At 43.9% G+C, this 13,726-nt stretch carries 15 protein-coding genes; all 15 read right to left on the bottom strand.

The annotated features are described in order from the left end of the window. Nucleotides 1-2 precede the first annotated feature (2 nt). The 15 genes from atpG to mnmE all read right to left on the bottom strand — a co-directional run bounded on the left by atpG (nt 3) and on the right by mnmE (nt 13,724). Nucleotides 3-863 (bottom strand): F0F1 ATP synthase subunit gamma, encoded by an 861-nt coding sequence (atpG, locus tag J8L84_RS08655; protein WP_057795063.1) that lies wholly within the window; start codon nt 861-863, stop codon nt 3-5. Nucleotides 864-925: 62 nt separating this feature from the next. Then, entirely contained in the window at nt 926-2,467 is a 1,542-nt protein-coding gene (gene atpA, locus J8L84_RS08660) for a F0F1 ATP synthase subunit alpha (protein ID WP_061998124.1), read from the bottom strand. 13 nt (nt 2,468-2,480) lie between these two features. Beyond that, on the bottom strand, nt 2,481-3,014 hold the full coding sequence (atpH, locus tag J8L84_RS08665) for a F0F1 ATP synthase subunit delta (RefSeq protein ID WP_211070334.1): 534 nt from the start codon (nt 3,012-3,014) through the stop codon (nt 2,481-2,483). A 14-nt stretch (nt 3,015-3,028) separates the two neighbouring features. Beyond that, complete coding sequence (gene atpF / locus J8L84_RS08670) at nt 3,029-3,499, bottom strand: F0F1 ATP synthase subunit B (RefSeq protein WP_211070335.1); 471 nt, start codon at nt 3,497-3,499, stop codon at nt 3,029-3,031. A gap of 37 nt (nt 3,500-3,536) precedes the next feature. After that, nucleotides 3,537-3,767 (bottom strand): F0F1 ATP synthase subunit C, encoded by a 231-nt coding sequence (atpE, locus tag J8L84_RS08675; protein WP_061998127.1) that lies wholly within the window; start codon nt 3,765-3,767, stop codon nt 3,537-3,539. Nucleotides 3,768-3,872: 105 nt separating this feature from the next. Then, the gene (atpB, locus tag J8L84_RS08680; protein ID WP_061998128.1) at nt 3,873-4,706 is read right to left on the bottom strand and encodes a F0F1 ATP synthase subunit A; all 834 of its coding nucleotides are present in this window, start codon (nt 4,704-4,706) and stop codon (nt 3,873-3,875) included. 100 nt (nt 4,707-4,806) lie between these two features. After that, the gene (locus tag J8L84_RS08685; RefSeq protein WP_211070336.1) at nt 4,807-5,190 is read right to left on the bottom strand and encodes an ATP synthase subunit I; all 384 of its coding nucleotides are present in this window, start codon (nt 5,188-5,190) and stop codon (nt 4,807-4,809) included. Nucleotides 5,191-5,395: 205 nt separating this feature from the next. Next, nucleotides 5,396-6,274: a ParB/RepB/Spo0J family partition protein gene (locus tag J8L84_RS08690; protein ID WP_061998130.1), complete on the bottom strand. Its 879-nt coding sequence runs from the start codon at nt 6,272-6,274 to the stop codon at nt 5,396-5,398. A 49-nt stretch (nt 6,275-6,323) separates the two neighbouring features. Beyond that, a complete protein-coding gene (locus J8L84_RS08695; protein WP_013786818.1) occupies nt 6,324-7,118 on the bottom strand; it encodes a ParA family protein in 795 nt (264 codons plus the stop codon). An 11-nt stretch (nt 7,119-7,129) separates the two neighbouring features. Further along, nucleotides 7,130-7,774, bottom strand: a complete 645-nt coding sequence (rsmG, locus tag J8L84_RS08700; protein ID WP_211070337.1) for a 16S rRNA (guanine(527)-N(7))-methyltransferase RsmG — start codon at nt 7,772-7,774, stop codon at nt 7,130-7,132. Between the two features lie 14 nt (nt 7,775-7,788). Beyond that, a complete protein-coding gene (gene mnmG / locus J8L84_RS08705) occupies nt 7,789-9,690 on the bottom strand; it encodes a tRNA uridine-5-carboxymethylaminomethyl(34) synthesis enzyme MnmG (RefSeq protein WP_211070338.1) in 1,902 nt (633 codons plus the stop codon). 710 nt (nt 9,691-10,400) lie between these two features. Then, the gene (locus tag J8L84_RS08710; protein ID WP_211070339.1) at nt 10,401-11,222 is read right to left on the bottom strand and encodes an ATP-binding protein; all 822 of its coding nucleotides are present in this window, start codon (nt 11,220-11,222) and stop codon (nt 10,401-10,403) included. 4 nt (nt 11,223-11,226) lie between these two features. Then, nucleotides 11,227-11,898, bottom strand: a complete 672-nt coding sequence (locus tag J8L84_RS08715; RefSeq protein ID WP_211070340.1) for a DnaT-like ssDNA-binding domain-containing protein — start codon at nt 11,896-11,898, stop codon at nt 11,227-11,229. Next, nucleotides 11,895-12,332 carry a flavodoxin domain-containing protein gene (locus J8L84_RS08720; RefSeq protein ID WP_211070341.1) on the bottom strand — a complete coding sequence of 146 codons (438 nt, stop codon included), beginning with the start codon at nt 12,330-12,332 and terminating at the stop codon, nt 11,895-11,897. Before J8L84_RS08720 ends, J8L84_RS08715 begins: the two co-directional genes overlap by 4 nt. Before the next feature lie 3 nt (nt 12,333-12,335). Then, entirely contained in the window at nt 12,336-13,724 is a 1,389-nt protein-coding gene (gene mnmE, locus J8L84_RS08725) for a tRNA uridine-5-carboxymethylaminomethyl(34) synthesis GTPase MnmE (protein WP_211070342.1), read from the bottom strand. Between the last annotated feature and the right edge of the window lie 2 nt (nt 13,725-13,726).

Here is a 13,726-nt window from a genome sequence, read left to right on the forward strand (position 1 = left end):
GCCTACACCGCTGCGGCACCGCTCACAATCTCACTAATTTCTTGTGTGATTGCAGCTTGACGCGCTTTGTTATATATCAGTTGTAACTCATCAATTAAGTCACCAGCATTGTCGGTTGCTGCCTTCATGGCAACCATTCGCGCAGCTTGTTCTGACGCCGCGTTTTCTACAACACCCTGATACACCTGAGACTCAATGTAACGCACCATTAATGCTTCCAAAATTTCTTTTGGATCTGGTTCGTATATGTAGTCCCAACGATGCTTATATTCTTCGTCTTCAGACTTTGGCAAAGGCAATAACTGATTGATCACAGGCTTCTGTGTCATGGTGTTTACGAAGTCATTAAATACCAAGAAAACTCGGTCTAATTTGCCTTCGTCGTAAGCTTTAAGCATTACGCGTACAACACCTACTACATCGCTCACAGACGGCTTATCACCCAATCCAGATTCAGCAGCAAGCAAAGTGCCACCAAAACGGTTGAAGAAAGAGCACGCTTTAGAACCTAATGCAGCGAAGTCCACTTCTACACCTTGGTCACGCCATTTTTTGACGTCCTGAGTGACAAGCTTAAATTCATTACTGTTTAAGCCACCACACAAACCTCGGTCAGTGGAAATCACAATGTAGCCGACTCGCTTAACTTCACGCTCTTCCAAATAAGGATGGCGGAACTCAAGGTTACCGTTAGCAATGTGACCAATCACTTTTAGCATGTTTTGCGCATATGGACGGCCAGAGGCCATACGTTCTTGCGCCCGTTTCATTTTGGACGCAGCAACCATTTCCATTGCACTGGTAATTTTTTGAGTATTTTTAATACTCCCAATCTTACCTTTTATTTCTTTACCGCTGGCCATGACTATCTCTCCGATTACTCAACGTGAAGCCGATGGTGTTTACACATCATCGGCTGCATTGATTACCAAGTTTGTGTCGCTTTAAATTGTGTCAAAGCGTCAGTTAACTTAGCGGCGATTTCGTCGTTGAAGTTACCAGTTTCGTTGATAGTCTTCATAAGGTCAGCGTTTTCGCTGTTCATGTAAGAATGAAGAGCTGCTTCAAAATCTAAGATTTTGCCAAGCTCAACGTCCTTAAGGAAACCTTTTTCAACCGCGAACAATGATACGCCCATATCTGCAATAGACAGTGGTGCATATTGTTTCTGTTTCATTAGCTCTGTTACGCGCTCACCGTGCTCAAGTTGCTCACGGGTTGCATCATCAAGGTCAGATGCGAACTGCGAGAATGCCGCCAATTCACGATACTGAGCAAGTGCAAGACGAATACCACCGCCCAGCTTCTTGATGATTTTAGTTTGCGCAGCACCACCAACACGAGATACCGATACACCAGCGTTAACCGCTGGACGGATACCTGCGTTAAACAAGTCAGTTTCTAAGAAGATCTGACCATCTGTAATCGAAATTACGTTGGTAGGTACGAAAGCAGATACGTCACCAGCTTGCGTTTCGATAATTGGAAGCGCAGTTAGTGAACCGGTTTTACCTTTCACTTCACCGTTTGTGTAACGCTCAACGTATTGTTCGTTTACACGAGCAGCACGTTCTAGCAAACGAGAGTGGAGATAGAAAACGTCACCAGGGTATGCTTCACGACCAGGAGGACGCTTAAGTAGCAATGAGATTTGACGGTAAGCAACAGCTTGCTTAGACAAATCATCATATACGATTAGCGCATCTTCACCGCGGTCGCGGAAGTATTCACCCATAGTACAACCAGAGTATGGTGCAAGGTATTGCAATGCAGCAGACTCAGACGCAGAAGCAGCAACGATAATGGTGTGACCCAATGCGTCGTGCTCTTCCAGCTTACGTACCACGTTAGCGATAGTAGAAGCTTTCTGACCAACCGCTACGTACACACATTTAATGCCTGTACCTTTTTGGTTGATGATAGCGTCGATTGCCATTGCGGTTTTACCACACTGACGGTCGCCGATGATAAGTTCACGTTGACCACGACCAACTGGGATCATGGCATCAACTGACTTATAACCAGTTTGGATTGGCTGATCTACCGATTGACGCTCGATTACACCAGGTGCAATCTTTTCTACTGGCTCAAAGCCAGCTGCATCAATGGCGCCTTTACCGTCGATAGGCTCACCAAGTGTGTTTACAACACGACCTAGTAGGGCATTACCAACAGGTACTTCAAGAATACGGCCAGTAGATTGTACTTTTACGCCTTCCTGTAAGTCCGCATATGGACCCATTACAACCGCACCTACAGAGTCTCGCTCAAGGTTTAGTGCAATAGCGTAGCGGCTTCCAGGAAGCTCAATCATTTCACCTTGCATTACATCGGCAAGGCCATGAATGCGGATAATACCGTCAGTTACTGCGACGATAGTACCTTCATTGCGTGCTTCACTGCTTACATTGAACTGTTCAATTCTTTTCTTGATCAGTTCAGCAATTTCAGTGGAATTAAGTTGCATGCTCTTATCCCCGTTATGCTTGCAACGCGTCTGCTAGACGGTTCAATTTCGATTTTACGGAACCATCTATTACTGTATCGCCGGCTTTAATAACCATGCCAGCGATCAGGTCAGGATTCACGTTACAATTAAGCTTCACTTTACGTGCCAAACGTTTTTCCAACGATGCAACCAAATCGGTTTTCTGTGCATCGTTCAGCGCAGAGGCTGAAGTTACGTCTACTTCAATTTCTTTGTCGTAATCAGCTTTAAAGGCATCAAACACATTTGAAATTTCAGGCAACGCGGCTAAACGTTTATTTTCAGCCAGAATCTTTACAAGATTCTGACCATGATCATCGAGTTGCTCACCACAAACATTGATGAAAATGTCAGCCAATGTATCTGCAGCTACTGCTCCAGATAATAACTGATGCATATCATCGTTTTGTGCTACTGCACCTGCAAAGGTCAGCATTTCTTGCCACTTCGCAATGGCATTCTTCTCGACGGCGAAATCGAAAGCTGCTTTAGCGTAAGGACGAGCAACGGTTGTCAATTCAGACATGGCTCATCTCCCTCTTAAAGCTCAGCGACAAGTTTTTCAACAATGTCGTTTTGTGCGTTAGCATCAATTTCACGTTGTAAGATTTGCTCTGCGCCAGCTACTGCTAATGCAGACACTTGCTTGCGCAAATCTTCTTTGGCACGATTGCGTTCAGCTTCAATTTCGGTGTAGCCAGAAGCAATAATCTTCTCGCGTTCTGCATGGCCTTTCTGCGTTTCTTCGTCAACCAATTGGTTGGCGCGCTTTTTGGCTTGCTCGATAATATCGGCTGCTTGCGCTTTCGCGTCTTTCATTTGCTCAGTAGCTTTCGCTTGAGCAAGTTCTAAGTCTTTCTCTGCCCGTTCAGAAGCTTCAAGCCCATCGGCTATCTTCTTTTGACGTTCTTCAATCGCTGCCATTAGCGGTGGCCATACATATTTCATGCAGAACACTACAAACACAGCAAAGGCGATTAATTGACCAATAAAAGTGGCGTTAAGATTCACTCTCGCCCCTCCTTATAATAGTTCGCTAAAGACTGAATTAAAGTAAGTATTCAGGTGGAGCGAACAATAGGAATAGTGCAATACCAACACCGATCATCGCGATAGCGTCGATAAGACCTGCTACGATGAACATTTTTACTTGAAGTTGAGGCGCAAGCTCTGGCTGACGAGCAGCGGACTCTAGGAATTTACCACCTAGAAGACCGAAGCCGATAGCGGTACCAAGCGCACCCATACCAATTAGGATAGCAACTGCAATTGCAAGCATGTTAAATCTCCGATTTAAAGTTAAGTTAAAGTTAATGTTAAAAGTAGAACTCGGTTATCAACCGCGCCGATATTTCCAGGCAATACCGACACGGGTTAATGCTTATTAATGGTCTTCACATGCCAAGCTTAAATACACGATGGTTAGCATCATGAAAATAAACGCTTGCAGAGGGAGAACCAATATGTGGAATACAGCCCACATAAAGTGTAAAGGTAATTGGAAGTAACCAATGGTGGCTATCAAAATAAAGATTAGCTCACTGGCGTATAAGTTACCGAACAAACGCAGTGCTAATGAAAGCGGGCGTGCTAGTAAGGTAACGGTTTCCAGAATGAAGTTCACCGGAATAAATATTGGGTGACCGAAAGGTTGCATAGTAAGTTCTTTAGTAAAACCACCAATACCCTTCATTTTGATTGAATAGAAAAGAATAAGAACAAATACGCCTGCTGCTAATGCAAACGTCAGGTTAAGGTCAGTAGTAGGCACAGCCTTCATATAAACATCATGAGGGTCCATACCGAACGCGTGCTGACCTACAAGGCCTGCAATCCAAGGAATAAGGTCAACTGGCACTAAATCCATCAGGTTCATCAATAAAACCCAAACAAAAATAGTTAGTGCAAGTGGTGCAATTAGTGCACTTCTTCCGTGGAAGGTACTTTTTACGTTGTCGTCAACGAACTCAATAACCAATTCCACAAACGCCTGCATTTTGCCAGGAACACCTGTAGTGGCTTTTGAAGCTACGCTTCTAAAAACAACAAGAAAAAGTATGCCAAGGCCAATTGACCAGGCTAGTGTGTCGACATGCCACGCCCAAAAACCTGCATCAGAGCATGCTTTGTTAAAAGCAATTCCGTTGTCGGTTGAGCACATGGTGGCATTGGTCAAGTGGTGCTTGATATATTCTGAGGTAGTGTATTCAGATGCCATTGTTTAACCTAAGTTGTAAAGTGTAAAAATTGGTGACTGGTTCCAGTACATATTCGTAACCAAAGTATTCAGTAGCTATTTATTAATCGTTATTATTTGACTACTTCGTACCATAACGGAACATGGCCAGTGCATGACTGGCGGTTGTAGCGACATAAGCCACGAAAACTTCGATAGGCGCGGCATTTAAGCCTGCAAATGTCACTACAAATAAAATGATTGTCAGTGCCAGTTTCAATTTTGAACCTTGGCTAAAACTTCGGGCAACAAGTTCGTTTTTACTCGCACCAGCATATCTAAATGCAAACCCTGAAAAAACGGCTGTTGGCAGTATGCTTATCACTGCGCCAGCGGCGGTTGATATTGCAGAATGTTGACCTGCGATAATACCCGCCAAAAGGGTTATTATTAGTGCCGTGACTAACTGAAACAGAATGCCTTTTTTGGCAATAAATAATCCGTGTTCAGCTAACTTGTTTTTCACGTTGCCCTACTGCTTGTTCATGTCTAACGAAAAGCGTCAGAAGTATACTGTTTTACCGACATTTTTCAACAGTACATCGCATTTTGAAAGCTATTCTGAAAATATTCTAACGCTATAACCGGAAAGGAGGCTGTCCACAGCCCAAGTTTTAGGAATGAATGGCCTCACTATTTATGCCTACTACCTTTCAGCATATAAATATAACTTATTGAATTTTGGTTATTATTCCGTCTAATTGTTGTAAATCGTCAAAGCTAATGACTAATTTACCTTTCCCTTTTGCGTTATGGTCTATTGTTACCGGTGCCCCTAAATTTTCTGAAAGTCGGGTCATAAGGTTTTGCACATCAGGATCAATTTGCTTCTCTTGCTTCGGTTTTTCTGGTTCAAGCAGCTTTTTGACCAGCTTTTCTGTATCACGAACGGTTAAACCTTTACCTGAAACAACATTTGCCGCTTCTGATTGTTTATCACCATCAAGGGCAAGCAACGCGCGAGCATGACCCATTTCAATATCACCATGCTCCACTAACAATTTAACGTCATCATTAAGATTGTTAAGGCGAAGCAAGTTCGTCACAGTTGTGCGTGATTTACCTACGGCTTCAGCGACTTCTTGATGGGTTAGGGAGAATTCATTCATTAGACGGTCTAATGCCTGCGCTTCTTCCATGGCGTTTAAATCTTCACGCTGAATATTTTCAATTAGCGCAATGGCAACGGCAGCCTCATCAGGCACATCTTTAACAAGGCACGGTACTTCATCAAGTTGCGCAAGTTGCGATGCGCGCCAGCGGCGTTCACCCGCAATAATTTCATACTTGTTGTCTTCAACCTTACGAACAACAATGGGTTGAATAACACCTTGGGCACGAATAGAGGAAGCAAGGTCTTCAAGGGCATCAGGTGACATGTCTTTGCGAGGCTGATATTTGCCAGGCACAAGAAATTCTATCGGTAATTTACTAAGTTCGCTTTGTGTCGCTTCTGTCGCCGCAGCATCTGTTTCTCTTTGCGACGTCGATTGACTGGTTGCTAATAGCGCATCCAAACCGCGACCTAGCCCTCTTTTTCTTGCTGACATATTACCCTCAATGGCCTATTTGCTGATATGCATTACGCTTTATTATAATTTAACTGGCTTTCGCCTGACTTGGCGCAGATTTATCACGGCGACGAAGAATTTCACCCGCCAATGCTAAATATGCTTTAGCCCCTGTAGAAGACTTATCGTAGTACATCGCCGGGGTACCGAAACTTGGCGCTTCAGCTAGGCGCACGTTGCGCGGGATCACAGTACGATATACTTGCTCACCAAAATGACGCTTAAGCTGTTCTGAAACATCGTTTGCAAGGCGGTTACGGGGGTCGTACATGGTACGCAATACCCCTTCAATCTTCAATTCAGGATTCACCACTGACGCGAGTTTTTGAATGGTATCCATTAACGCCGTTAACCCTTCAAGCGCGTAATATTCACACTGCATTGGCACCATGACTGAATCAGCCGCGGCTAATGCATTTACTGTAAGTTGGTTTAGTGAAGGAGGGCAGTCAATAAAGATAAAATCGTAGTAATCAAGAACAGGTTTTAGCGCATTTCTAAGGCGCACCTCACGGGCAAACATTTCCATTAACTTAATTTCAGCTGCTGTCACGTCGCCATTGGCAGCCACTAAATCAAATTTACCCGCAGTATTTTTAACAATAACGTCGTTGATAGGTTGTTCTTCGATAAGCAACTCAAACGCGGTAGCGTGAACATCGTATTTGTCGACGCCGCTTCCCATGGTTGCATTACCTTGTGGATCAAGATCAATCAGTAGCACTTTACGTTTTGTGGCAGCCATTGATGCTGCAACATTCACTGCAGTAGTGGTTTTACCCACACCACCTTTTTGATTCGCGATCGCGATTACCTTTGCCACAATATGTCCTGTTATGCCTTTTTAATCCAAACGAGGTGTCGTTCGCCCACCAGATTCGGTACAGTGAGACTTTCCGTTTTGATCACCTGATAGTGATCACTCACTTCTTTTAATTCGTCTTCTGGAAACTGCCCTTTAAGTGCAAGGAACTGCCCGTCTGAATTTACCAGATGTTGGCACCAGTGCAACATATCTTTTAACGAAGCGAACGCTCGGCTAAGTACTATATCATACGGTTGCGCTGGGGTATGTGCTTCAACTCTACTTTGAACAGGCGTCACATTCGATAATTTAAGGGAATGGACACTTTGGGTCATAAAACGAACGCGCTTACCTAAACTATCTAGCAAGGTAAATGCCGTGTCAGGAAACGCTATCGCAAGGGGCATGCCTGGCAAACCAGGGCCAGTACCTACATCAATGATATGTTTGGCTTCATGTTTAGCTAAATATGGGTATATCGCTAATGAGTCCAAAATATGTTTAACCATCATCTGCTTCGGATCACGCACCGATGTCAGATTGTAGGCTTTGTTCCATTTATCAATCAACAATACAAAGCCCACGAGCTTTGCTTGCTGATCATCGCTTAATTGAAGTGATTGTGCCGCAAGGCCCGAAGCCAGTATTTCGTGTAATTCTTGCTCTAAACTCATAAATTGAAATCTGCTTAAGCGCTTAATTTATCGTGTTTTCTTAACATGCCGTGCTTTTTCAAATACACCAAAAGCAAGGAAATAGCAGCCGGCGTAATTCCGGAAATACGCGACGCTTTACCAATAGTTTCAGGTCTCGCTTCGGTAAGTTTAGCCACCACTTCGTTTGATAAACCTGAGATTTTAGTAAAATCGAGATCAACCGGTAACAGTGAATTCTCGTGACGCTGTGTTTTGGCTATTTCGTCCATCTGGCGCGCAATATAACCTGCGTACTTAATTTGGATTTCAACTTGTTCTGCCGCAATAGGATCGGTTAAACCAGGTCCAATACTTTCAATCTCCATCAATTGACGATAGGTCATTTCAGGTCGGCGAATAAGTTCTTCTAGTGAATGCTCTTTGCTTACGGGTGTTTTAAGCAAAGTATTCAACGCTGGCGTAGCACTATGATCTTTATGGACCCAATTTCCACGCATGCGTTGCAACTCGCCTTCAACCGCTTCTTGCTTAGTATTGAATGCGGCCCAGCGAGCATCATCCACTAAGCCTATTTCACGACCTAACGCGGTTAAGCGACTATCGGCGTTATCTTCACGCAGCAATAATCGATATTCAGCACGACTAGTAAACATACGATACGGTTCTTTGGTACCCATGGTCGCTAAATCGTCAATCAATACGCCCATGTAGGCTTGATCGCGACGTAAAATAAGAGGATCTTTTTCTTGTGCTTGCAATGACGCATTTGCGCCAGCAATCAGGCCTTGTGCACCCGCTTCTTCATAACCGGTTGTGCCGTTAATTTGGCCAGCAAAGAACAAGCCTTTGATAAATTTGTTTTCGAGTGTTTGTTTCAGATCTCTTGGATCGAAGAAATCATATTCAATGGCATAGCCAGGACGCACGATATGCGCGTTCTCGAAGCCTTTGATTGAGCGAACAAGATTCATCTGAACATCAAAAGGCAAACTTGTAGAAATACCATTTGGATAAACTTCAATGCTGTTTAAGCCTTCTGGCTCCACAAAAATTTGATGGGAATCTTTGTCAGCAAACCGAGTGATCTTATCTTCAATGCTTGGGCAGTAACGGGGGCCAATACCCTCAATGACGCCAGTAAACATAGGAGAGCGATCAAGTCCGCCTCGAATAATGTCGTGTGTTTTTTCGTTAGTATGCGTGATGTAACACGGGATCTGTTGTGGATGCATTTCACGGTTGCCCATGAATGAAAATACCGGTGTTGGATTATCACCAGGTTGTGCCTGCATCACACTAAAATCTAACGAACGGGCATCTAAACGTGCAGGTGTACCGGTTTTTAAGCGGTCTACACGAAACGGTAAGGCACGTAAACGATCAGCGAGGGCTATCGAAGGGGGATCGCCTGCGCGTCCACCACGATAGTTCTCAAGGCCTATGTGGATGGTGCCGCCTAAGAATGTTCCTACTGTGAGTACCACGGTTTTGGCTTTAAATTTAAGCCCCATTTTGGTAACCACGCCAGTTACCTGATCGTTTTCAACCACGAGATCGTCAACGCTTTGTTGAAACAACGTGAGGTTTTTTTGGCTTTCTACAATTTTACGAATAGCTTGACGGTAAAGGGTTCTATCAGCCTGAGCACGCGTTGCACGAACAGCTGGTCCCTTGCTTGAATTTAGGGTTCTAAACTGAATGCCACCCTGATCGGCAGCCAAACCCATAGCTCCACCAAGTGCATCAATTTCTTTTACCAAATGACCTTTGCCGATCCCACCGATCGCTGGGTTACAAGACATCTGTCCAATGGTTTCAATGTTATGGGTTAACAGTAAGGTGTTTGAACCCATGCGAGCAGCAGCTAGCGCAGCTTCTGTTCCAGCATGACCACCACCGACTACGATGACATCAAATGCTTGGGTGTAATACATATCGAACCTCACTATTAACGTAAATGGAGTAACTTTTTTCTTTTCTGAACAAGCTGAAAAAAGGGCGCGTATTTTAGCTGACTTATTGCATAAAGAAAACGGTTAAATTTTCTTCAATGCTGTTGTTCATTTCTTTCTGCCCTGGCTTATTGATCTTAAGATCTCTTATAGATCTGTTTATTTTTATTATTATTAGGATCAGCAAGATCTGTTAGTAACCCTTTAAAGCAGTTTCAGATCATGAAGTTACACGATCTAAAAGGTTGTGCAATACAGATCGATAACCCCCTCATGATCTTGTGTATAAACCCCTTAGTTATCCACATGGGCAATTGTGAATAAAGTTACTCATTCTTCAGTAAGAGCTTATACACAGTGGTTTGTAGGATCCTATCCACAGCACTGATCAAGATGTGATCGCATTGGGGATAAAATGTTGGTTATTACTACTGTTAGATCGCTAACTAAGCATAGAATATGGCTTTCAGAGCGATCTTATTGTGGATGAGATCTTTCCACAATTTTTAGGTGGATCATGTGATCACTCAATATCTTTTATTTTGTGATCGGAAAAATAATTAAAAAATTATGGAGGAAACAGAAAAAATTAGTGCCGCAGAGGAGCAATGATCATTATTAATGATACCCTTTTAAAGAAATACGAGGGTATTTTACTGATCGTTGAGCGCGCTTTCTCTGCGGTTTTTAGCTTAGCGAACCTGGTTAGGTTGATATCTCGGCGTGATATTTTGTGCTTCGGCTTCATCTTGGGTTAAGCCTTCACGTCTACTTGGGCCTTGAAAGCGTACTTTATAAGTATCGTATTCTTTGACTGACTCAAAGCAATAACGGCCCATAGCGTGCTCTAGCTCGCCTAAACTATGGTTGGTAATTAAGATGCAGTTCTTTTTATTCACCAAACGTTGGCGCAATAAATTGCCTAACCAGCTTTGGGTATTCTTTTTAAGCACGGTTTCATTCACACAGACTTCATCCAGAATGAGCAAATCGACTTCGAGTAATTCTTGGTTTGCTTCTCTGAACTTCTGGCCTACGTTGTCTGTGGCACTAAAATCATAAGAGAAATAACGCATTTCCAGTAGGGTTGAAAGCTGCCTGTATAAGACTGAGATCTCATATTGTTCTATAAGTTGATGGGCGATCGCGCCAGCAATATGAGACTTACCCCTGCCATAATCGCCGTAGAATAACATCATGTGAGAACCACTTTGACGCCAGGCGGGATCGTCATGAGCGGCAATAAAAGACTGTGCAATAGACACCGCTTCAATGACATCGTCGCTGTCTTCTATCAAATTAGCGAACGTCCACTTGGGGTTTAGATCAGAACGCCCATGAATGGCTTCTACACGCGCTTTTTTAGAGCGTTGTTGTAGTTGACCAATTTCTTGGTTTGCTTGGTTCTCGTATTGCTTTCTAAGCGTTGCGTAATCGATGTATTCATCGTTAGGCTCGGAAGGCTTGTTAAGGGCCTTGGCAAGATTCGCAATTTTGTCTGTAATTCGATCCATAGCGTTAGTTCTTCTTTGTCGATGTGGCGTATTTTTCCACCAGCTTTCTTGCATTATCATCCGCTTCGATACCGGCTGCAACTTTCACTTGCTGATTTCCCACTTTTCTTACAGGAGAATAACCCGCGGCTACGCGCTTATGTTTAATATTGTGAGCGAATTTTTGTGTCCACTGAAACTCACTAAGGATTGTGCTTGGTCTGCCTAGCCAGTATGAAATGAATTCGCCCACTTCATTATCATCATATTCAGTATCGATAATACCGAGCAGAGAGGCCATTTCTAAAAACAGCTCCTTGTTTGGCTTCCAAGCGGCTGAAATAGCAAAATGGGATTTATGCAGGGCATCAAAATTTGATTGTGCGTTGTTTATGAGTGGAAGCAGCAGGGCTTTACCATTAATAGAATGCTCTAAATCCAACTCTTCTGGAAAAACCACCAGCCCCACAAGTTCAAGCTGTTTTAACAGGCTATTGATTTGCCGGCCACGTTGATAGGGGGTGTCTTTTTGTTCGCCGTTCAATAGCGACAGTAAGTACTTATAATCGATAGCAGCACTTGCCGTTGAAGCCGTGTTGGCTGTTGGGCGTAAGCCAAGCAAGTAAAGTACGCGGCAATCGTTTGATATCGGCGATTGCAGTACCGCGAGTTCAGCTTGCGTTAGCGTTGTACTCATGCAGTTTCCAAGGAGCGTTCAAACAGTGCTACCGCTTCATCTTCTGGAATAGGATATTCTAACACATCAATATGTATGGGGTCGGCAAGAAGGGTAGCGCCGGTATTTTTCATCGCGGTTTCTATATCTTTTGCGCCATGGCAGAAGGTATCGTAACTCGTGTCACCCAAACCAATCACATAGAAATTCACACCTGGTAAATCTGCGTCTTTTAATGATTTTGCAAAAGGTTGGATATTATCTGGGAGCTCACCGGCACCATGGGTTGATGTGCATACTATCCATGTTGAATCTTTATTAATGTCGCTTAGCGTTGGTTCAAGATGAATAGTAAATGTATTGCCTCGCTGCTCGAGCGTTTTTGCAATAGCCTCAGCTACATATTCAGATGCGCCAAGCATGGTACCCACAATTATTTCGTAGTGCGTTGTCATCAATTATTTACCAATACAGAAAGATGAAAATATCTTACCAAGTAAGTCGTCTGAGGTGAATTCACCGGTTATTTCACACAACGACTGGTGGGCTAACCGAAGTTCTTCTGCTAGTAATTCACCGGCCATCGCGTCGTGGAGTTGTTGTTCGCCTATCACCACAAATTGATGAGCTTTTTCCAAGGCATCAAGATGACGTCTTCGGGCGATAAATTGCCCTTCGGTGGTGGTGTCGAACCCCATGGTGTTGGCTAAATGATCTCGCAGGGTATCAATACCGTCGCTTTGTTTTGCTGAAATATTAATAACCGGCATATCGCCATGTTCGGTTTTGACGTTATTCAGGCCTACTTGTAAGTCGCTTAGATCCGCTTTATTTTTAATAACCGTGGTTGGGATACCCTCTGGTAAGCGCGCCATAAATTCAGGCCAAATTTTATAAGGATCTGCCACATCGGTAGTGGTTGAATCAGTAACAAAAAGTACGTGATCCGCTTCGCTGATGGCTTGCCACGCTCGCTCAATACCAATTTGTTCTACTTTGTCTGGGCTATCACGAAGACCTGCGGTATCAATGATGTGTACCGGCATGCCGTTAATATTAATATGCTCTTTTAATACATCACGAGTAGTGCCTGCAATCTCGGTGACAATGGCGCTATCTCGGCCTGCTAATGCATTTAGTAAACTTGATTTACCCGCATTAGGGCGCCCGGCGATAACCACCTGCATACCTTCTCTTAGCAGACTTCCTTGCTTAGCTTGCTCTCGTACAACTTGAAGATGCGCAAGTATGGCGGCTAGATCGCCAGACACTTTTCCATCAGATAAGAAATCAATTTCTTCTTCAGGAAAGTCGATAGCGGCTTCAACGTACATACGTAAATGAACGATTTGATCAGACAAGGTTTGTATTTGGGTTGAAAACTCGCCCTGTAACGAACGTAGCGCGCTTCTAGCTGCTTGTTTAGAGCTGGCATCTATTAAATCAGCGATAGCCTCAGCTTGCGCTAAATCGAGCTTGTCGTTGATAAAGGCTTGTTCACTGAACTCACCTGGGTTGGCTAATCGCGCTTTGCCAGTGGATAACACAGCGTCAATAAGCATATCCATCACAACCTGACCGCCATGACCTTGCAGCTCTAATACATCTTCGCCCGTAAATGAATTAGGCCCTTTGAAGAATAGCGCGATACCTTGGTCGATAACATTTTGTTGGCTATCGACAAACGGGGTATAGGTGGCCAATCTAGGGGTTAGCGTTGTAGGTACCAGAGTGGCGGCTATAGTTTTAGCATGTGGGCCTGATACGCGTACAATTCCTACACCACCGCGCCCAGGGGCAGTAGCTTGGGCGGCAATGGTATCGGTTGTGATGATATGTGAATCCATAT

The organism is Alteromonas sp. MMG017 (assembly GCF_018100795.1).
Taxonomy (GTDB): Bacteria; Pseudomonadota; Gammaproteobacteria; order Enterobacterales; family Alteromonadaceae; genus Alteromonas.